Source organism: Nocardiopsis alba DSM 43377, assembly GCF_000341225.1.
In the GTDB taxonomy this organism is placed as follows: Bacteria; Actinomycetota; Actinomycetes; order Streptosporangiales; family Streptosporangiaceae; genus Nocardiopsis; species Nocardiopsis alba.
Genome location: NZ_ANAC01000014.1, coordinates 124159 through 143611, shown reverse-complemented (window position 1 = coordinate 143611; position 19453 = coordinate 124159). Strand labels below are relative to the sequence as shown.

Genomic DNA, 19453 nt, shown 5'->3' with positions numbered 1-19453 from the left:
GCACAGGTGTCCAACAGCGTCGAACGCGCGATGCGCATCCTCGTGGAGCTGGCCGACGGCCCCAGCACCATCAGTGAGCTCGGCCGACGTCTCGACGTGCACCGCACCACCTCGCTCCGACTGCTGCGCACCCTCGAGGAACAGCGTTTCGTGCGGCGTACCGAGGACGGCCGCTTCCAGCTCGGAGCGCGTATGGCCACCCTCGCCGCCGCCGCGCTGACCGGCCTGGACATCCGGGGCTCGGCCGCCCGTCACCTCCGGGACCTGGGCGAGGCCACCGGCCAGACCGTCCATCTGGGGGCTCTGGAGGGCGATCGGATCGTGTACCTGGACAAGGTGGAGTCGCGTCACGCGGTGCGCATGTACTCCCACATCGGCGCCCTGGCGCCCCTGCACGCGACCGGTATCGGCAAGGTGATCCTGGCCCACCTCCCGCCCGCGGAGCGCGACGCCCTGTTGGGCCCGGAGCCGTTCGCCAGGTGCACCGCCGGAACCCTCACCGACCGCGCCTCACTCGACGCCGACCTGGACCGGATCCTGCGCCGGGGCTGGGCCCTGGACGACTTCGAACACGAGGAGTTCATCCACTGCGTCGCCGCCCCGGTCCGTGACGCGGCGGGCAGGGTGAACGCGGCGATCTCGGTGTCCGCGCCCAGCGTCGTCCTGGACCGCGACGGGCTCCTCGGACTCACCGACGACCTGGTCGCGGCGGCGGACGCCATCGGCGAGGAACTGGGGTGGCGACCTCCCCGAACGCGCTGAGGGGAACGCGGGGGCGAACTTGAGTACTCGTACTCACGTGCCCGCGGCCCCGTCCGGAGAGCATGGGGACATGAACCCCGCACCGACCCGCCCCGCCTCCCTCCCCCGGCCGCTCTCGGCCCTGATGACCGCCCTGCTCCTGGCCGGCACCGCCGTCTCCACCTGGTGGGTGACACGCACTCCGCCCCATGAGGAGGCGGCCGCCGGAGGCTTCTCCCTCGACGAGGCCGACCACGCGATCGACCCCCTCGTCCTGCCCGCGTGGGCAGAGACGCTGATCGGCGCCTCCGCCCTGGTGATCGCCCTGGCCATGGCGGCGCTGCTCGTCCGGGCGATGGTGGTCGAACGTCTGGACCGTCGGTGGGGCGCGGTCATCCTGTCCCTGACGCCGATCGCGGCGATGGCCGGACTGTGGTGGATGATCGGGACCGCCCCGGTGATCGGCGCCAACATCGGCTTCGGGCTGGCCTCGATGGTGTTCGGCCCGGCCTCCCTGATCCTGCTCGCCGTCGCGATCGCCCTCTCGATCCCGATCCTGCGCTCCCGCTGACCCCGGGGCGGGGGTCAGGACGGGCGTTCCCCGCCCTTCGCCCCGCTCCGTCGCGTGCCCCCATAGTGGCGGGCGGCCTTGGCCCGATTCCCGCAGCGCGTCATCGAACACCAACGGCGGTTGCGTCCGGGCGAACGGTCGTGGAAACGCAGCCCGCACCGTTCGTGCGAGCAGACCCGCACCGCGCCCGTCTCCCCCGCCGCGACCAGGGCGATCGTGTCGGCGGCCGCGCCGGCCAGGGCCCGTTCGACCCCCGGGGCCGGATCGGCCGAGCGCAGCACGCCCCCGTCGTCCTTCAGGAGGGGGCGGGCCTCGTGGGCCCGGACCGCCCACCGATTGACGGTCGCGATGTCGGCGGCCTCGGGTGAGGTCCCCTCCCGGGCGACGATCAGCAGCCGGTCGACGGCCTCGCGCAGTCCACGCGCCTCCTCCAGCAACGCCGGTTCCGGTTCGGGGACCCGTTCGCCCGCCGCCTCGGCGAGGCCGCTCCGCTCGGCCCATTCCGCGAGGTCGGCCGGGGTCACGAGCAGCTCGCGAGGTTCGTTCCAGCGGTCGCGCAGGGTGTTGACCAGGTCCAGGCAGGGCCGGCCGCCGTCCCAGATCCAGTCGTGGGCGGACGTGGCCATGGCTCCTCCTCGGCTCGACCCGACTTGAACAGGACGCCATCCTAGCCTTACTCTCTAACCCCCTTAGATGGTTAGGATCTATGATGCACAGCGAGACCGCCCTCGTCGGCGACCTGCGAATGCACTACCTGCGCGCCGGAAGCGGCCCCCTCCTCGTCCTGCTCCACGGCTGGCCCCAGACCTCCCACTGCTGGCGCCACGTCATGCCGGCCCTGGCCGAGCACTACACCGTCATCGCCCCCGACCTGCGCGGATACGGGCTCACCGACAAGCCCGTCGGCGGATACGACAAGCGCACCATGGCCGCCGACGTCCGGGCCCTGGCCCGACGGTTCGACGACGGGCCCATCCGGTTGGTGGGCCACGACCGGGGCGCGCGCGTGGCCCACCGCTACGCCCTCGACCACCCCGACGAGGTCGAACGGATGGCCCTGCTGGACATCGCCCCCACCCTGGCGACCTTCCGACGCACCTCCATGACCGTGGCCCGCAACTACTGGCACTGGCTGTTCCACATGCAGCCCGACCTGCCCGAGCAGCTGGTCGGAGGCCGTCACGACACCTACCTGCGGTACTTCTTCGAACGGTGGACCGTCAATCGCTCCGCCGTGGAGGAGGCCATCGACCACTACGTCGACGCCTTCTCCCGCCCCGGGGCGCTGCGCGCCGGCTTCGACGACTACCGCGCCACCCACCCCGAGGACCTGAACGCCGACGAGGCCGACCAGGAGGCCGGCCGGCGGCTGACCATGCCGCTCCTGGTCCTGTGGGGGGACGCGGGCCTGCCCGCCGCGCTCCCGGTCGCCGACATCTGGCGCGAATACGCCGACGACGTCACCGGAGAGGCCTTGGAGGACTGTGGCCACTTCCTCCCCGAGGAGCGCCCCGCCGAGCTGGTCGACCGCCTGCTCCGCTTCCTCTAGACAGAGGACCCCTGAGAGGGCTCGGCCGCACCCCCGATACGGCCGCCGCCCTCGGGGCATACTCCCCCCACGGGGGGAACGTCATGAACACCGACTACACGTTCGATTCCGGCACCGACCTGGGGCGGTTCCAACTCGACCACCTGTCGCTGCTGCTCGACGGGGCGAGCCGGGACTTCATCGGGGAGGTGGCCGCCCGCGAGGGGCAGCGCTGTCTGGAGTTGGGCGCGGGCAACGGCTCGATCGCCGCTTGGCTGGCCGAGCGGGTCGGCCCGACCGGGCGGGTGGACGCCGTCGATCTGGACACCACGCATCTGGACGACGTGCCCGAGGTCCGGGTCCACCGGCACGACGTCGAAGAGGGGCCGCCCGTCGACGGCCCCTTCGACCTGATCCACGCGCGCCTGTTGCTGATGCACCTCGAACGCCGCCACGAGATCCTGGAGTCCCTGGTCCGGGAACTCGCCCCCGGCGGCCTGCTGGTGCTCGGAGAGTTCACCCGACCGCCCACCGTGCCCTTCGAGGCGCCGACGGAGTCGGAGGCCGCGTTGTACCACCGGCTTCTGGAGACCACGATCGAACGCATCGCACGTCCCGCCGGACAGGACTACGCCTGGGGGTACGAGGCCGACCGCGCCATGATCCACGCGGGACTGGAGGGGGTGGAGACCGCCGAGTACCGGCACACCGCCCGGGGCGGTTCGGCCACCTGCCGGCTGATCTCCAACTACGCCCGGCAGTTCACCCCGGCGCTGACCGCGATCGGTTGGACCGAGGCCGAACTCGACCGGATCCACGCCCTCATGTCCGACCCCCGAACGCGCGTCGGCTTCTTCCCCTTCGTCTGTATCCGGGGACGCCGCACCCTGGACGGGTGAGTCGACGAGAAGGGAGCGGACTTTCGGAGTCCGATGAGTGTCCTGTGGAACCCAATGCCGGAGAAACCCTGTTCGTACAGGCATCCGCTTCGGGGTGAGCGCGCTCACCCCGAAGCGGATGAACGCCCGACCTAAGGAGTGGGCATGTTCGCGCCGATCAATCCGATGAAGAAGAGGAGGGCGAGTACTCCTCCGATCAACTCCGATCCGGTGATACCGGTGTTGGCCACGGGCGCGGAGCGCTTATTGCGGTAGTGGCTGCGCACGTAAGTACCGTCGGCACGGTAGTGAGCCCTGACACGGTAACGGCTGTAACGGGGGTCGGACATGTGGATCTCCTTGAAGTCGGTGACGAAGGAGGGTCGGGTGCCCCGTTCTGGGCACCCGACCAGGGGTGATTCAGCTGCCCGGACTGCGGAGGACGATCCTGAAGAACTCCAAGAGGAGCTCGAAGATCCTCTCCGCGCTCTTCCTTCTCCCCACGGATTCGGCACTGAGGCCGACCCATGTCACAGCACCCAGCGCGAACACCGGGGTCGCGAAGGATGTAGCGATGATGAGGGCGAGGATGACCACAGCCCATCCGGGCAGTGCAGCAAAAGCCCAGGCCAAAGAAGCGGCCAGACCTCCTCCCCCGAAAAGAAGCGCCGTGAACTGCGGATATCTTGTTGACATCTGCACCGCTTCCGGGAATACTTCAAGGGAGTCGGAGGGCTCTTGGGGCGGGATATCCAGCGAGTCTCCTTCGCACTATTAACTTGACACACCTCAACGGCCCCCTGTTGCAGCAGGAGGTCGTTTTGAGCTTCGAGGCACCCCCGTCCAGAAGACAGGGGAATATCAGCTTGCCTTAATCTTCTCGTGATTGCAAACGCACTGAGTGAACTTCTCGCCCCGCCCTTGAATCATCGCAGGTCATCGACATATTTAGAATAAAAATTTTCCGAATTTTCAAGATTCGAGACTTTTGTCGGATTTTATTCGCAATGAAGACCACACAGAAGAAGACTCCCCACGGCCCTCCCCTCGGTGAATTCGCTGTTCAGCCGATGCTGGGGAGCTCTGCGAGGCCTCAACCGCGGCAAGCATGTGCTACCGAGAGCGGCATCGACATCTCGACGCTCATAGCCTGCCCTGGCCACACCCCGACGCCCTCACAACCCTGGTCCCGCGCCGTAAGGATCGTCTCGACACGCTCGTGAAGAGGCTCGCCGACGAGGGCGTCGAAGCGGCCGCCTTCTCCGCCGACCTGTCCGAGCCCGCCGAGGTGCCCGCGCTGATCGCGGCCGTCCGCGACCGCTTCGGCCGGATCCACTCTGCTCGACACGTTCCCGATCGTTGATCCGGACGACCTCGCCGAGCGTTACTGGGACATGTACACCGCGCGGGACGGGGTCGAGCGGATCCACCCCGAACCCACTGTTCCGGCCCCCGAGGCCGGATAGCCCACCCCCTCGGAGGTCGGCCGTCGGTCACGGACGGGGCGTGTCGAGGGCCGGTCGGCCGCCGCGCACGGCGCGGCCGTACCCCGATACGGCCGCCGCCCTCGGGGATCTCTCAGAAGCGGCTGCCGGGGACGGCCACGTCGAGGCGGCCGTCGAAGACCTCGGCTGCCCGGCGTCGGCCCTCCTCCCAGTCGGCGGGGTCGGCGAAGTGGGTGAGCACCAGGTGCCGCGCGTTCGCGCTCGCGGCCACCTCCCCCGCCATCCGGGCGGTCAGATGGCCGTGACCGTGCAGCGCCCGCTCGTCGGCCTCCAGGTAGGTGGCCTCGCAGACGAACAGGTCCGCGTCGCGGGCCGCCTCCACCAGCGGATCGCACAGGCCCGTGTCGGAGGAGAAGGCGAGCACCCGTCCGTCCGGCGCCTCGAAGCGCAGCGCCGCCGAGGGCACGCTGTGGTGGGCGGCGAAGGAGCGGAACACCAGCCCGTCCACCTCGTAGACGGTGACACCGTCCCGCGCCATCGGACGGGCCTCGAACGACTGAGCGATGGGGCGGTTCATCGTCGGCAGCGTCGGGATGCCGAAGACCGCGTCGAAGGCGGCCAACCGTTCGGCCTCGCCCTCGGGGAAGAAGAGCGGGATCGACGGCAGTTCCTCGGGGAAGGTCCATCGGTAGGCCCAGGCCATCAGGTCCAGGCTGTGGTCGGCGTGCAGGTGGGTAACCACGATGCCGCGCAGCTCGGAGAGTTCGTGGCGGGCGCAGTAGGCCGCCAGCGAGCCGGGCCCCGCGTCGACCAGCAGCACACCGGTCTCGGTGCGCAGCAGGTAGCAGGAGGCTGGGCCCTTCTTCGTCGGCGCGGTCGCGTTGGATCCGAGGATCTCCAGTTCGAGCATGTCCGTCCTTTCGGGGCGTGCGGTCGTCAGGGGTTCGGGGTGAGCAGCGCGGCCCGGCCCGGGTTCACGGTCAGGGCCACGGAGCGGCCGACGCGGGTTCCGGGCGGTACCCGGACCCCGAGCGCGTGCCCTCCGGCGCGCACGGTCAGGTGGAGGGCGTCGCCGGTGAACTCGACGTGCTCCACCTCCGCGACCAGCGCGGATCCGTCATCGGGCGTCTCCTCCTCGTCGACCACGCCGAGGCCGTCGTGGTGCAGCAGCAGGCGGGTGCTCCCGTGTTCGGTCGGGCGCACGTCCAGCTCGCGCACCGGGATCCGCCAGCGTCCGTCCATGACCACGGCGTGGTCGTGGTCGCGTTCGGCCTCCAGCAGTACCGCCCCGGACAGGAAGTCGGCGACGAACGCGTCGGCCGGGTCGTCCCAGAGCCGCCGCGGAGTGTCGAACTGGACCGGGCGGCCGTCCCGGAGCAGGAGGATCCGCGACCCCAGGGACAGCGCCTCGCGCTGGTCGTGGGTGACGATGAGCGTGGCGCATTCGGTGGCCGCGAGCATGCCGGACAGCTCTCGCCGCAGTCCCCCGCGCAGTTGGGGGTCCAGGGCGGCCAGGGGCTCGTCCAGGAGCAGGGTGTCGGGGCGGATCGCCAGCGCGCGGGCCAGCGCCACCCTCTGCCGCTGACCGCCCGAGAGCTGGTCGGGGCGGCGTTCGGCCAGTTCGGTGAGGCGGGTCAGGTCGAGCATCTCGCCCACCCGGGCCCGTCGTTCCGAGGCGGGCACCCCTCTGGCGCGCAGCCCGTAGGCGATGTTGGCGGCCACGGTCATGTGCGGGAACACCGCGTAGTTCTGCGGCACCAGTCCGACGTTGCGCCGGGCCGGATCCAGCGAGGTGACGTCGCGGCCGGCCAGGGTGATCGTGCCCCCGGCGACGGGGACCAGGCCGGCGACGGCGCGCAGGGTGCTGCTCTTGCCGCAGCCCGAGGGGCCGATGACGGCGACGGTCTCGGCCGGGGCCACGTCCAGGGATACGCCTTCCACCGCGGTGGTGTCGCCGTAGCGGACGTTCAGGTCGTCCACGGCCAGACCGGCCGCCCGGACGGCGCCGTCCGGGCCCCCGCTCCGCGAGTCGGTGGAAACGGTGGTGGTCACGGGGTCCTCCTCGGGGCACGGCGGCGGGCCAGGACGACGGCGGTCAGGACCGGCACGACGAAGGCGATGAAGATCGCCGACTGGGCCGAGGCCGATTCGAGCCGTTGGGTGGAGTAGGAGTCGAACAGGGCGAAGGGCGCGGTCGACGTCGCCGGAGGGTTGATGAAAAAGGAGACGTTGAACTCGCCGAAGGACAGGGCGAAGACCATGGTCACCGCCTGGGTGACGGCGACCAGGCAGGCCGGAACGGTGATGGTGCGCAGCACTCGGAGCGGACCGGCCCCCAGACTGCGGGCCACGCTCTCGTTGGTGCGCAGTTCGGTGTCGGCCAGGGCCGGCGTCAACGCGGCCAGGGTGAACGGCAGCGTGAAGACCAGGTGGCCCATGACCAGCAGCAGACCGCTGGGGCGCAGCATCGGGTAGGTGCCCACCAGCGCCACGCTCAGAGCGATGCCCGGTACGGCCAGGGGCACGTTGACGAGGTAACCGGTGAGCCGGGTCAGCGGAGAGGGGTGCCGCGCCACCCACCAGGCCAGCGGCCCTCCGAGGAGGAGGTTGAGCGCGACCACGATCGCGGCCACGGCCAGGCTCCGGCCGATCACCGGGGCCAGCGGCGGCCAGGCGTAGGCGAACCAGTCGAGGGTGACGCCGCCGCCCCAGGGCCCCTGGGAGAAGTCGACGCTGGTGGCGGCGACCAGGGTGGCCAGGATCGGGATGAGGACGAACGCGCAGGTGGCGCGGCTGACGAAGCGGGTCATGCGGCCACCGCCCTACGGACCAGGCGGGACAGCGCCCGCCCCAGGACCAGGGCCAGCACGGCGGTCACCGCGAGGATCACCGCCAGGGCCGAGGAGTCGGCCAGCCGGTAGCCGGTGGTGAGCTCGTTGGCGACGTTGAGCGGCAGCAGCCGCACCCCTTCTGAGAGGGTCGCGACCGTGCCGTAGCCGCCCAGGGCCACCGCGATGGCCGTCCCGCTCGTCTCGATGAGGGCGGGCAGCAGCAGCGGCAGGGTCACGGTGGTGAAGACCCGGGTTCGGGAGGCGCCCAGGGTGCGGGCGCTCTCGGTCAAGGCCGGGTCGAGGGTCGCGGCGGCGCCCCGCAGCGGCCCCAGGACCCGGGGCAGGGAGAAGTACATGTAGGCCACCAGCAGGCCGGAGAAGGTGTAGGCGAGACCGGAGAACCCGCCCCAGGCCAGTCCCAACAGCCCGGTACGACCGGTGAGGACGATCGCGAAGAAGCCGATGATGATGCCGGGCAGGGCGATGGGCAGGGTCAGCAGGACGTCGGTGGCCACGCCACCGCGACCGTGTCGGTCGTCGTCGGCCTGGCGCAGGACCACCGGAACGGCCACCAGCAGGACGAGGAGGACCGAACCTCCGGCGATCAGCACGGAGTCGAGCAGGGCGGATCTGACGGTCTCGGATCCGAAGGCGCGCGTGTAGTGGTCGAGGGTGAGACCCTCGTCGGCCGGTGGGCGTCCCACGCCCAGGGAGCCGGCCACCATCACCATGACGGGGTGGACGCTGAACAGACCGATGACGATCAGGGCCGGGAGCGCGGCGAGCCAGGCCGGGCCGGGCACGGCGCGCCCCCGGGCAGGGGCGCGGACGGGCACTAGAAGCCCACCTCGTCCTGGTACAGCTCGATGAACTCCTGCTGGCGGGCGCCCTGCTCGATGTAGTCGATGGTGACGGCCCGCTCGTAGTCCTCGTCCGGCAGGACGCGCTCGGCGACGTCCTCGGGCAGGTCGCCGATGACGGGGCGCATGTACCCGGCGGCGAACAGGCCCTGCCCCTCCTCGGAGAAGTAGAAGTCGAGGAGCTCTCTGCCGTTGTCCTCGTTGGGGGCACCGGCGACCAGACCCACGATGTAGGGGATCTGGAGGGAACCCTCCTCGGGGATGACGACCGAGACGTCGGCGCCCTCGTCCTGGAGTTTGTAGCCGTTGAAGTCGGTGTCGATGAGGATGGGGATCTCGCCCTGGGCGACCTTCGCGGTCGCGGTCTGGGCCGCCGTCGAGGCCCCGTTCTCCTTGAGACCGTCGAGGTAGTCCAGGCCCGGGCCCCAGTCCTCGAGCGTTCCGCCCAGGGCCAGGTTGGCGGCGGTGGCGACGGAGTAGCCGACGGCGGCCTGGGTGGGGTCGAGGTAGCCGACCAGACCCTCGTACTCGGGCTCGAGCAGGTCCTCCCAGCCGGTGGGGACCGGGGCGCCGTCGAGGTGGTCCTCGTTGACGATGAAGGCGATGGTCCCGGTGTGGACGGTGGTCCAGGCCCCGTCGGGGTCGCGCAGGTCGTCGGGGACCTGGTCCGCGCCCTCGGGGACGTAGTCCTGGAGGACCTCGGCGTCCGTCAGCTGCTCGGCGAAGGCGATGCCGGTGTAGGCCACGTCGGCGACGGGCGCGCCCTTCTCGGCCTGGAGGGCGGCCAGGGCCTGCCCGGAGTTCTTGGGGTCGTTGGGGGCCTGGATCCCGGTCCTCTCGGTGAAGGTGGACAGGACCCGCCCGTAGTTGCCCCATTCGGTGGGCGAGTTGTAGGTGATGACGATCTCCCCGTCGCCCGTGGCGGTGCCCTCGGGCGCCGCCACGTTGCCGCAGGAGGTCAGGGCCAGGGCGAGGGCGGCCGCGGTGGCGGTCGCGGGGATCACCGTGTGTCGGTGGGACATGAAGGCTCCATCAGGGGAACGAAGACCCGTTCGCGGGCCGAGGGGCGGACCGAGAGTGCTTCCTGATGAAACGATTAACCACAGGGGTGACCTGCGATGTCTCGATATGTGTCCTGAAGGGGAACGCCGTGGGAACAGCCGGCCGTCACACACTCGGGAGACGGGCGACACAGGGGCCGGGGAGGGCGGGGAGATGAACGCGCCCCCTGTGGAGGTCGATCACGACCACGGAACCGAGGGGAGGTGCGAGGGGCCGGAGGGAGGGACGATCGGGAAGGGGTGGAGGTGAGGCGGGTGGAGAAGTCCGCGCGGAGCCCGTGAGAACCCCGCGCGTCGACGTGACCCCGGAGCGATCGGGCCGTTCGGACAGGGGCCCGCCCCGAGGCCGGACGTCTCATCGATGATCGGTCGGCGCGGATTCCCGGGCGTGGATCTCCCCTTCGACGGTGCCGTATCCACCGCCACCGCCTCCGCCGTCCCCGGATCCGGGGCATCCCGCGGTGAGAAGGGCGACGGCCGTCGCGGCCAGGACCGCTCCGGCGATCCAACCCGTACGTCGGGGTGTGACACCGTCTCGAGTGCTGTCGTCGTTCATGGCTCTCCCCGTCCGTGGCCCGCCGGCCCTCCGGCCGTTTCGCACACGCCACCGGCGGCCCACTCGTGGTGGTCACAACACGGCCCATGGTAACGATTTGGTGTCGTTTGTCACGATAGATACCGTCGTGTCGGATTTTCTCTCAGTCTCGTTCGAGAACGCCTCCACAGGAACGGCCCGTCCACGCGGCGACGAGTGGACCCGGGGCGGCCCCGATGGAACGATCGATCGACAAGGGGTGGACCGCGTTCCCCCACCGCGTGTCCCGAGCCCACGCCACCGGCGCGTCCACCGCCCCGTTCCCTGGAAGGAACCCGTGTCCGAGCCCCGCAAACGCGCGACCCTGCGCGACGTCGCCGCCCGAGCCGGGGTGTCGGTGGCCCAGGCCAGCTTCGCCCTGAACGGACGGGGCCGCGTCGCCCCCGCCACCGCCGAACGGATCAGGCGGGCCGCCGACGAACTCGACTACCAGGTCGACCGCCGGGCCCGAGAGCTGCGTACCGGCCGCAGATCTCTCTACGGGGTGGTCATTCGCAACATGCGCAACCCCTTCTTCCTGGACGTGCTGCGCGGCATGGAGGTGCGCGCCCACCGGGAGGGCGCCTCCCTGCTCATCCTGAGCTCGGACTACGACACCGCGCGGGAGGAATCGGTGCTGCGCCGGCTCGGCACCGAAGGGGTGGGCGGTGTCGCCATCACCCCCATCGGCCGTGGAGGCCCCCTCTCCGACTGGTTGCCCCGCCACCCCGACGTCCCCGTCGTGGCGTTCAACTGCACCCCCGACCCGGACCTGTCCGGTCCGGGCGGACGCGTCTCCACCGTGGGCCCCGACGACGACGCCGCCGTCTCCCTGGCCCTGGAACATTTGCGCGCTCGAGGTCACCGAGGCGCGACCCTGGTGACGGCCCCGGAGGGGCTGGCCGCCGACGGGGGACGTGAGGAGGAGTTCCACCGAAGGTGCGCCGCGTGGGGGCTGGCCGGAACGGTGGTGCGCTGCCCCCTGGACCACGAGAACGTGGCGCGGATGACGGCCGAGAGGCTCACCTCGACCGAAGGGCACGAGGCGTTCGTGCTCAACTCCGACCACCTGGGCATCGCCGTCTACGACGCCGCCCGCTCCCTCGGCCTACGCGTGGGGAGCGACGTGAGCGTGATCGGCCACGACGACCTGCCCACCTCGGCCCTGTTGGACCCCGGTCTGACCACGCTGCGCCTGGACCGTGAACTGTTGGGCGACCACATCATGCGGTTGCTGACCGGCACCGGGACCGAGACGGTCCGCCTTCCGGTCCGGCTGATGGACCGGGGCTCGGTGGCCCTTCTCGACGACCGATAGAGCACACTCGGCCACTCGTACCCGCCGAACGGACGAAATAACCGGAAAACCCCCATGACCGGGGAGAACGCGTTCGAGAACACACACCGGCGTGTGCGGTCGCACCCCGTTCACCCCGCCGCACCGGGGGAGAACGCACGTAGACTCCGTCGGGTCCCGTGTCCGGGGCCTTCGCCGTCCGCCGTGTCGGTACCGCTGTGACGGCCATTCTCTTCAGACTTCCCGAAGCGCCCGAAGGCGTGCCCGGTCCCATGCTCCTATTCGAGGAGATCTCTTCACTCCATGTCCTCCGAACAGCGCACACCCGTGCCCAAGACCGGAAGTCGCCCCGACCCCTGGGTCATCGGCGTCTCCGGCGGCCTCCTGGTCGCGTTCGTCCTGACCGCCCTGATCCTCCCCGCGCAGGTGAGCGCCGGGGTCGACGCCGCCTTCGCCTGGTCCGCACGCTGGTTCGGCGCCTACTGGCAGGTCCTGCTCCTGGCCACCGTGGCCGTCATCACCGTCCTCGCCATGTCCCGCTACGGGCGGGTCCGTATGGGCGGTGATGTCACACCCGAGTTCGGCTGGTTCCGCTGGGTCGCCATGATCCTGACGACGTTGCTCGCCGCGGGCGGGGTCTTCTGGGCGGCGGCAGAGCCGATCGCCCACTACGTCGACGCGCCGCCGCAGTACGCCGACGTCCAGGGCGGCATGGACGGGGCCGCCGTCGCGATGGCGCAGAGCTTCGTCCACTGGGGCTTCCCCGCGTGGGCGATCGGCGGATCGCTCGCCACCCTGGTGATGATGCGCGGCGTCGAGAAGGGCATGCCCCTGCGCCCGCGCACCCTGCTGTGGCCGGTCATGGGCGACCGGATCCGCACCCACTGGATCGGCTCGGTCGTCGACATCTGCTGCGTGGTCGCGGTGGTCGCCGGCACCGTCGGCCCGATCGGTTTCCTCGGTCTCCAGATGTCCTACATCGGCGGTGAGGTCTTCGGGCTCTCCTCCGGTTACGGGACCCAGGTGATCGTCATCATCGGGCTGACCCTGGTCGCCACGGTGTCGGTGCTCAGCGGCCTCGACCGCGGCATCCAGCTGATCAGCCGGATCAACGTCTGGGCCGCCCTGGCCCTGATCGTCCTGCTCGTGGGGCTGGCCTCGCTCCCCTACGTCGTGGACCTGTTCCTCCAGGCGAGCGCGGTGCACATCCGAGAGTTCGTGCCCATGACGCTGTTCCGCGGCGACCAGGAATGGCTCGGCTACTGGACCGTCTTCTTCTTCGGCTGGTTCATCGGCTACGGCCCGCTCATGGCGATCTTCATCGCGCGGATCTCCAAGGGCCGCACGGTGCGCCAGATCTTCCTGGGCGCGACCGTGCTGCCCGCCGTGGTCACCGGACTGTGGTTCACCGCTCTGGGCGGCACCGGTCTGTGGCTGGAGCAGAGCGACCCCGGGGTCATCTCCGGCCCCTACGCCGAGCACGGGCTGCCCGCCGCGGCCCTGGCCATCGTCGACGCCCTGCCGATGAGCGGTCTGACCGCCCTGGTCATGGTCGTGGTGACCCTGATCTTCTTCGCGGGCACCATGGACGCGATGTCCTACGCCATCTCCGCGTCGAGCATGCGCGAGGGCGAACCGCGCTCCCTGATCCGCGCGTTCTGGTGCGTGGGCATGGGCGTGGCGGCCGTCGTCCTGCTGACCATCGGGGACGGCGGCGTACAAGCGCTCCAGTCCTTCATCGTGGTCACCGCGGTGCCGGTGGGTCTGATCATGCTGCCGTCCTTGTGGACCACCCCTCGCCTGATCCGGGAGATGGCCGTGGAACAGGGGATCGTGACCCCGACCCTCCTGGCCGGAGAGGTCGCCGCCCCGGTCGAGGAGACCGCACCCGTCGAGGTGCCGGCCAAGGTCTGAGCCCGAACCGACCCGAGAGGGCCCCGCCCCGCCACGACGGCGGGGCGGGGCCCTTCGCATTCCCACCGGAACGATGGGCGGGGCCGTGCGGCGCGGGGCGACCTGACAGACTGGGGGACCACGAGGCGCGACACGATGGCCGATCGACAGAGGGTTTTCATGGAACGCGGTTACGACATCGTCCTGTTCGGCGCGACGGGGTACACGGGGACGCTCACCGCCGAGTACCTGGCCGAGAACTCCCCCCGCGAGCTGCGCTGGGCGTTGGCCGGACGGAACGGAGAGAGGCTGGAGGCGCTCCGGGCCGAGTTGGCCGAGATCGACCCGGACCGGCCCACGCCCGACCTGCTCCTGGCCGACATCGACGACGCCGCCTCGATCCGCTCTCTGGCCGCCTCCGCCCGGGTGGTCGTCACCACGGTGGGCCCCTACACCGACTACGGCGAGCCCCTGGTCGCCGCGTGCGCGGCCGAGGGCACCGACTACGTGGACCTGTGCGGCGAGCCGGCCTTCGTGGACCGGATGTACATGAGGTACCACGAGACCGCCCGACGCACCGGCGCGCGGATCGTGCACTCCTGCGGTTTCGACTCGATCCCCTACGACCTGGGCGCTCTGTTCACCGTGGAGCGACTGCCCGAGGGCGTCCCTCTGCACCTGGAGGGGTTCGTGCGGGCCAAGGGGACCGCTTCGGGCGGCACCCTGCGTTCGGCGTTGGGCGCCTTCTCCGACCTCGGCGGTATGAAGGAGGCCTCTCGGGAGCGGCGTGCGATGGAGGGCCGGCCGGAGGGTCGCCGGGTGCGGATCGACCGGAGCGGCAGGCCCCGTACACGCCTGGCCCGAGGGTGGACGCTGCCGCTGCCGACCCTGGACCCGCTGGTCGTGGCGCGTTCGGCCGCCTCCCTGGAGCGCTACGGCCCCGACTTCTCGTACGGGCACTACGCGGCCTTCCGGCACCTGTCCAGCGCGGCGGGCGCGGCCGCCGGGGCCGCCGGTGTGCTGGCCGCCGTCCGGGTGCCCTCTCTACGGGAGCGGCTCCTGTCGTTGCGCTCCCCCGGTGAGGGCCCCGACGAGGAGGCGCTCGCCGAGGGCTGGTTCACGGTGCACTTCGTGGGCACGGGCGGGGGCCGCAGGGTCCACACCCTGGTCTCGGGTGGGGAGCCCGGCTACGGGGCGACCTCGGGCATGCTCGCGGAGTCGGCCCTGTGCCTGTGGCGCGACGAACTGCCGCCGACCTCGGGCCAGGTGACCACGGCGGTGGCCATGGGCGACGCGCTCATCGAACGTCTGCCCCGGGCCGGGGTGGAGTTCCGCGTGCTCGACGTGTTCGAGGACTGAGCCGGAGGACGCGGGGTCGGTCTCACCGTCTCCGGACGGCGTACCCGGCCAGGGAGAGCGCCACGGCGTCCTCCATGAGCGCGCCCTGCCAGTCGGGGCGTCGTTCACCCCACCAGGAACGCCAGCCCACCCCGAACGCGGCGCCCACCGGGGCCGTGAGCGCGCAGATCCCCGCGGTCAGGGGAACGGAGGCCCCGGTCCGGCGGGCCAACAGGGTCCCGCCCCAGGCACCGGAGAAGGCCCGGAAGAGCAGGCCGGGGCCCTCCGTACGCGCCGGGACGGCGGGCGTCTTGTCGCCGAGCATCTCTCCGGCGACCGTCAGGGCGGCCAGGCACCGGCCACCGACCCGTCCCTCGTCACGGGCCCGCGCCCACAGGGGCGCGCACGGTCCCAGGGTGCCGCGCGCGCCCGCGGCCAGGCCCAGGGCGAGGGCGCGGAGAAGGGGCGTTCGCATGTCGACTCCTCGTGTCCGGGTGCGCGGTCGGTGGTCCCGCGCGGGGACGGTATCCCCGCTCTCCCCCACCCCGAATCCGCCCCTTGACCTCTACCTTGGTCGAGGTTCGATCCTGGGGGTATGACGCACATCGAGATCGGCGCGATCCTTCCCAGCGCCATGGACGAACTGACGGATCCGACCACCCCCGACCCGATCAGGGCCGCCCGTATGGTCGAGGAGCGCGGCATGGAGTCCCTCTGGGTCGCCGACCTGGTCCTGGGCGACGGCACCCCCGCCTTGGAACCGGCGCTCACCCTCGCCGCCGCCGCGGCGGTCACCGAGCGAGTGCGGCTCGGCTTCGGGGTGCTCTCCCTCCCACCGCGCCCCGCCCCCTGGGTCGCCTCGCAGGTCGCCACCCTCCAGCACCTGTCGCGGGGGCGGATCGAGCTCGGTGTGGGCATCGGCGGCTTCCCCGATTCCCCCTGGTGGCGGGCGCTCGGTGTCTCCCCCCGAGGTCGGGGTCGGGCCACCGACGCGACCCTGGACCTGTTGCCGTCGCTGGTCACCGGCGAGGAGGTCCGCATCGGTGAGGAGGAGACCCCGCTGCGCCTGGCCCCGGCCGCCTCCATGCCCCCGGTGTGGATCGGCGGTGGAGAGGCGGCCTTCGCCCGGGTCCTACGCCACGGCGGTGGCTGGTTCCCCTCCCAGCTCTCGCCGCCCGACCTGGCCGGAGCGATCTCCCGGCTGAGCGCCGCGGCCGACGAACGTGGGCTGCCCGCGCCTCCGGTGACGGTCGGTGGCCACCTCATCCTGGGAACGGACGACAGGGCCGAACGGGCCCGGGCCCTCCTGGTGCGCGAGCTGATCGAACACCATGGGATCTCCCCCGAGAAGGCGGAACGGGCGCCGATGGTCGCCCGCACCCCCGAGGAACTGGCCGGACTCTACACGGCCTACGCGGAGGCGGGCGCCCGGCGCGTGGTCGCCGGTGCGGACACCATGGGCTGGGAGGAGCAACTGGACTTCGTCGCGGAGGCGCTCTCCCATATGGACCGGGCCCCGTCTTCCGCCGGATGACGGCTCCGTCGGGGAGGGCGGCGGATACGGCGCCGGGCCGGGGTCAAAGGTCCACGTGAAGGGCGTGCACCCCTTCGGTGGTGGCCAGCACCACCACACCGTCGGGGGCCGCCACCAGGTCCTCCAGCTCGCCCGGCCAGGTGCCGGGGATCTCCGTCACCGGCTGCCCCGGCCGGTCCAGGTGGCGCACCCGCAACCGGTCCAGGTACCAGGAGCCGAGCCCTCCGGGGCGGGCGTCCTCCTCCTGGTAGACGGCGACCGCCTCGCCTCCCCACTCCACCAGGGAGGTCAGGGTGCGCGGCCCGCCCAGTTCGGCGACCAACTCCAGGTCGGGGAGCGAGTGGATCCGGCCGGCCACCGCCAGCAGGGATCGGCCGCCCACCTTCGCGGCCACGGTCTCGGAGTCGGCGTGGCTCTCCACCTCGCCCAGGTACTCGCCGTCCTCCAGCCGGTAGACGCGTTCCCTGGGGTGCTCGTAGTCGGCGAGGATGACCGGATCGAAGCCGGGGTCCTGTCCGGGCGCCACCAGGTAGTCACCGGCGAAGGACATCCGTTCGCCGCGGGCCTCGTGGCCGGGCCGGGAGTCGGTGAGGTCGGGCACGGCGGCGCCGGTACAGGGGTCCACCGCCCACCAGCGGGTCGTGCCGTCGCCGTCCTCCCCGTAGAGGAAGACCACCGCCTCCTTGTCGACCACCCGCAGCGCGACGTCGTCGGGCCACAGCTCGCCCGGTTCGGCCAGGTCGGTCTCCAACAGCGGGCTGCCGGTACGAGGGTCGCGCACGGTCACCGAGCGGCGCGAGGCCTGGATCAGCACCGTCCGCGGCCATCCCCGCCCCTGCGGGGCCCGCGCCAGGTTCACCGGCCCCTGGGCCTCGAAGGCCGTTCCCAGGGGACGGAGGGAGCGGGTGTCGAAGGCCCGCGCCTCGTAACGCGACTTACGCGGGTCCGGGTTGGGGTCGACGTCGCCGTGGACGAGGACCGTCCGGTCCGCCAGGAACAGGCGCGGAAACCGCAACCCCCTGCGCCACAGCCGTTCCGCGCGCACGAGTCGCCCTCCCCGATCTCCTGTGTCTTTCCACGCCACCCCGACGTTATCGGGTGAGGCGACAGGGCGCCTCCCCGATGCTCAAGACGGCCGCCGTGCAGCGTACCGCGCGAGACGCCCCTTCGTTGACCTCGTCGGGCGTCGTTCGCCCCCGAAAGGGGACGGATCCCTCACTCCCCCGGCCCGGAACGAGCCGAGGCGGGCGTGGGCGGGATCGTCGTGGCCACCGTCTCCGCGCGCCGGCACGCGGAGAGTTCGCCGAGACGACGGCGGGCCGTCCCCCCGTGTCCAGGAGACGGCCCGCCGGTGTTCGCCGGTGTGGTCAGCGCGGCAGACGCTCGGCCAGCCAGGCCTCCACCTCGGCGGAGGAACGCGGCAGACCCGCCGACATCACGGTCCGGCCCTCCTCGGTGACCAGGACGTCGTCCTCGATGCGCACGCCGATGCCGCGCAGCTCCTCGGGGACGGTCAGGTCGTCGGGCTGGAAGTACAGGCCCGGCTCGACGGTGAGCACCATGCCCGGCTTCAGGTCGCCGTACAGGTGCGTCTCCTGACGGGAGACCGCGCAGTCGTGCACGTCCATGCCGAGCATGTGCCCGGTGCCGTGCAGGGTGTAGCGACGCTGTAGACCCAGCTCCAGGACGCGGTCGACCGGACCCTCCAGCAGGCCCCACTCGACCAGGCCCTCGGCCAGCACCCGCTGGGAGGCCTCGTGGAAGTCGGTGAAGGGACGCCCCGGGGCGACCGCGGCGATACCGGCCTCCTGGGCCTTGTAGACCAGGTCGTAGACCTTGCGCTGTAGATCGGTGAAGGTGCCCGAGATCGGCATGGTGCGGGTGACGTCGGCCGTGTAGAGGGTGGTGGTCTCCACACCGGCGTCCAGGAGCAGCAGCTCGCCCTCGCGGACCGGACCGTCGTTGCGGGTCCAGTGCAGGGTGGTGGCGTTGGGGCCGGAGGCGGCGATGGTGCCGTAACCGACGTCGTTGCCCTCCACCCGGGCGCGCAGGAAGAAGGTGCCCTCGATGTAGCGCTCGGAGGTGTCCTTGGCCTTGGGCAGGGTCCCGGCCACGTCCTCGAAGCCGCGCGTGGTGGCGTCCACGGCCTTCTGGAGCTGGGCGATCTCCCACTCGTCCTTGACCAGACGGTGGTCGGCCAGGGTCACGGCCAGTTCCTCGTCCAGACGGGCGGACTTGGCGCGGGCCTCGGCGTCGGCGTCGGCGCGCAGCTCGTCGACGATGGCGTCGACCTCGGCGTCGTGGCCGCGCACGACGCGGGTGGTGACGCCGTCGGCGCGCAGGGCGCCGGGCAGGGTGCGCACGTCGGCGGTGGCCACGCCCAGGAGGGCGGAGGCCTCTTCGAGGCTGTTGCGGCGCCCCGTCCACAGCTCGCCGTAGCCACCGAGCCAGAACTCGCCGTTGTCACGGTCGGAACGGCCCTTGAGGTAGAGGACCGCGTCGTGGCCGCCGCCGTCCCGAGGGGTGAGCACCAGGCAGTTGCCGTCGGTGGTGTCACCGGTCAGGTAGGCGTAGTTCGTGGCGGCGCGGAAGGGGTACTCGGTGTCGTTGGACCGGGTCAGGAGCTGTCCGGAGGGGATCACCAGGCGCTCGCCCGGGAAGGCCTCGCTGAGGGCGGCACGCCGGCGGGCGGTGTGCTCGGCCTGCTCGATCGGCTCCAGGTCGCGCATCTCGGTGTCGGCCCAGCCGGTCCGCATCCACGCGGCGAGCTCGTCGGAGACCGACTGCGCCTGGCCGTTCTTGCGTGGACTGAACACGAAGGCGTCCGTCTCGGCCTCCGGGCGCTGCTGCTCGCTCACTCGTGCACTCTCCTCGTCGAGTTCGTCGAAAGGGTGGAAGCGGG

Annotated in this window: 21 protein-coding genes; 9 read left to right on the top strand and 12 right to left on the bottom strand. The window is 71.4% G+C overall.

Annotation, left to right across the window (positions count from 1 at the left end; genetic code table 11):
* Window positions 1-6: 6 nt before the first annotated feature.
* Window positions 7-762 (top strand): IclR family transcriptional regulator, encoded by a 756-nt coding sequence (locus D451_RS0116575; RefSeq protein WP_017535257.1) that lies wholly within the window; start codon window positions 7-9, stop codon window positions 760-762.
* A 70-nt stretch (window positions 763-832) separates the two neighbouring features.
* Window positions 833-1312 (top strand): hypothetical protein, encoded by a 480-nt coding sequence (locus tag D451_RS0116570; protein ID WP_017535256.1) that lies wholly within the window; start codon window positions 833-835, stop codon window positions 1310-1312.
* A 14-nt stretch (window positions 1313-1326) separates the two neighbouring features.
* On the opposite strand, the gene D451_RS0116565 is transcribed toward D451_RS0116570, so the two are convergent.
* Window positions 1327-1938 (bottom strand): CGNR zinc finger domain-containing protein, encoded by a 612-nt coding sequence (locus D451_RS0116565; RefSeq protein ID WP_017535255.1) that lies wholly within the window; start codon window positions 1936-1938, stop codon window positions 1327-1329.
* 83 nt (window positions 1939-2021) lie between these two features.
* Between D451_RS0116565 and D451_RS0116560 the strand changes: the two genes are divergently transcribed.
* Together D451_RS0116560 and D451_RS26600 are read left to right on the top strand one after the other, a co-directional pair.
* Window positions 2022-2861 carry an alpha/beta fold hydrolase gene (locus D451_RS0116560; RefSeq protein ID WP_026125128.1) on the top strand — a complete coding sequence of 280 codons (840 nt, stop codon included), beginning with the start codon at window positions 2022-2024 and terminating at the stop codon, window positions 2859-2861.
* Window positions 2862-2944: 83 nt separating this feature from the next.
* On the top strand, window positions 2945-3739 hold the full coding sequence (locus D451_RS26600) for a class I SAM-dependent methyltransferase (RefSeq protein WP_017535253.1): 795 nt from the start codon (window positions 2945-2947) through the stop codon (window positions 3737-3739).
* Window positions 3740-3870: 131 nt separating this feature from the next.
* Here D451_RS26600 and D451_RS0116550 read toward each other — a convergent pair whose 3' ends face one another.
* Both D451_RS0116550 and D451_RS28085 read right to left on the bottom strand, forming a co-directional pair.
* Window positions 3871-4068: a hypothetical protein gene (locus D451_RS0116550; RefSeq protein WP_017535252.1), complete on the bottom strand. Its 198-nt coding sequence runs from the start codon at window positions 4066-4068 to the stop codon at window positions 3871-3873.
* Window positions 4069-4138: 70 nt separating this feature from the next.
* Entirely contained in the window at window positions 4139-4315 is a 177-nt protein-coding gene (locus D451_RS28085) for a hypothetical protein (RefSeq protein ID WP_017535251.1), read from the bottom strand.
* Between the two features lie 622 nt (window positions 4316-4937).
* Between D451_RS28085 and D451_RS28455 the strand changes: the two genes are divergently transcribed.
* Entirely contained in the window at window positions 4938-5081 is a 144-nt protein-coding gene (locus D451_RS28455) for a hypothetical protein (protein ID WP_017535250.1), read from the top strand.
* 215 nt (window positions 5082-5296) lie between these two features.
* Here D451_RS28455 and D451_RS0116535 read toward each other — a convergent pair whose 3' ends face one another.
* From D451_RS0116535 to D451_RS0116510, 6 genes are all read right to left on the bottom strand, one after another.
* Window positions 5297-6073 carry an MBL fold metallo-hydrolase gene (locus D451_RS0116535; RefSeq protein WP_017535249.1) on the bottom strand — a complete coding sequence of 259 codons (777 nt, stop codon included), beginning with the start codon at window positions 6071-6073 and terminating at the stop codon, window positions 5297-5299.
* A gap of 26 nt (window positions 6074-6099) precedes the next feature.
* Entirely contained in the window at window positions 6100-7215 is a 1116-nt protein-coding gene (locus tag D451_RS0116530; protein WP_017535248.1) for an ABC transporter ATP-binding protein, read from the bottom strand.
* On the bottom strand, window positions 7212-7973 hold the full coding sequence (locus tag D451_RS0116525; protein ID WP_014908977.1) for an ABC transporter permease: 762 nt from the start codon (window positions 7971-7973) through the stop codon (window positions 7212-7214). Before D451_RS0116525 ends, D451_RS0116530 begins: the two co-directional genes overlap by 4 nt.
* Window positions 7970-8830, bottom strand: a complete 861-nt coding sequence (locus D451_RS0116520; RefSeq protein ID WP_017535247.1) for an ABC transporter permease subunit — start codon at window positions 8828-8830, stop codon at window positions 7970-7972. Before D451_RS0116520 ends, D451_RS0116525 begins: the two co-directional genes overlap by 4 nt.
* Window positions 8830-9876, bottom strand: a complete 1047-nt coding sequence (locus tag D451_RS0116515; protein ID WP_017535246.1) for an extracellular solute-binding protein — start codon at window positions 9874-9876, stop codon at window positions 8830-8832. Before D451_RS0116515 ends, D451_RS0116520 begins: the two co-directional genes overlap by 1 nt.
* 394 nt (window positions 9877-10270) lie before the next feature.
* Complete coding sequence (locus D451_RS0116510; RefSeq protein WP_017535245.1) at window positions 10271-10471, bottom strand: hypothetical protein; 201 nt, start codon at window positions 10469-10471, stop codon at window positions 10271-10273.
* Between the two features lie 316 nt (window positions 10472-10787).
* Here D451_RS0116510 and D451_RS0116505 point away from each other — a divergent pair, with 316 nt between their 5' ends.
* The 3 genes from D451_RS0116505 (at window position 10788) to D451_RS0116495 (ending at window position 15038) form a co-directional block, all read left to right on the top strand.
* Complete coding sequence (locus tag D451_RS0116505; RefSeq protein ID WP_017535244.1) at window positions 10788-11807, top strand: LacI family DNA-binding transcriptional regulator; 1020 nt, start codon at window positions 10788-10790, stop codon at window positions 11805-11807.
* A gap of 282 nt (window positions 11808-12089) precedes the next feature.
* Complete coding sequence (locus D451_RS0116500) at window positions 12090-13700, top strand: BCCT family transporter (RefSeq protein WP_017535243.1); 1611 nt, start codon at window positions 12090-12092, stop codon at window positions 13698-13700.
* A gap of 159 nt (window positions 13701-13859) precedes the next feature.
* Entirely contained in the window at window positions 13860-15038 is a 1179-nt protein-coding gene (locus D451_RS0116495) for a saccharopine dehydrogenase family protein (protein WP_017535242.1), read from the top strand.
* Between the two features lie 22 nt (window positions 15039-15060).
* On the opposite strand, the gene D451_RS0116490 is transcribed toward D451_RS0116495, so the two are convergent.
* Complete coding sequence (locus D451_RS0116490; protein ID WP_017535241.1) at window positions 15061-15492, bottom strand: hypothetical protein; 432 nt, start codon at window positions 15490-15492, stop codon at window positions 15061-15063.
* Between the two features lie 120 nt (window positions 15493-15612).
* On the opposite strand from D451_RS0116490, the gene D451_RS0116485 reads away from it, so the two are divergent.
* On the top strand, window positions 15613-16551 hold the full coding sequence (locus tag D451_RS0116485) for an LLM class flavin-dependent oxidoreductase (RefSeq protein ID WP_017535240.1): 939 nt from the start codon (window positions 15613-15615) through the stop codon (window positions 16549-16551).
* A 43-nt stretch (window positions 16552-16594) separates the two neighbouring features.
* Here D451_RS0116485 and D451_RS0116480 read toward each other — a convergent pair whose 3' ends face one another.
* Together D451_RS0116480 and D451_RS0116475 are read right to left on the bottom strand one after the other, a co-directional pair.
* Window positions 16595-17596 (bottom strand): hypothetical protein, encoded by a 1002-nt coding sequence (locus tag D451_RS0116480; RefSeq protein ID WP_014908225.1) that lies wholly within the window; start codon window positions 17594-17596, stop codon window positions 16595-16597.
* Between the two features lie 322 nt (window positions 17597-17918).
* The gene (locus tag D451_RS0116475; RefSeq protein WP_026125127.1) at window positions 17919-19409 is read right to left on the bottom strand and encodes an aminopeptidase P family protein; all 1491 of its coding nucleotides are present in this window, start codon (window positions 19407-19409) and stop codon (window positions 17919-17921) included.
* Window positions 19410-19453 lie beyond the last annotated feature (44 nt).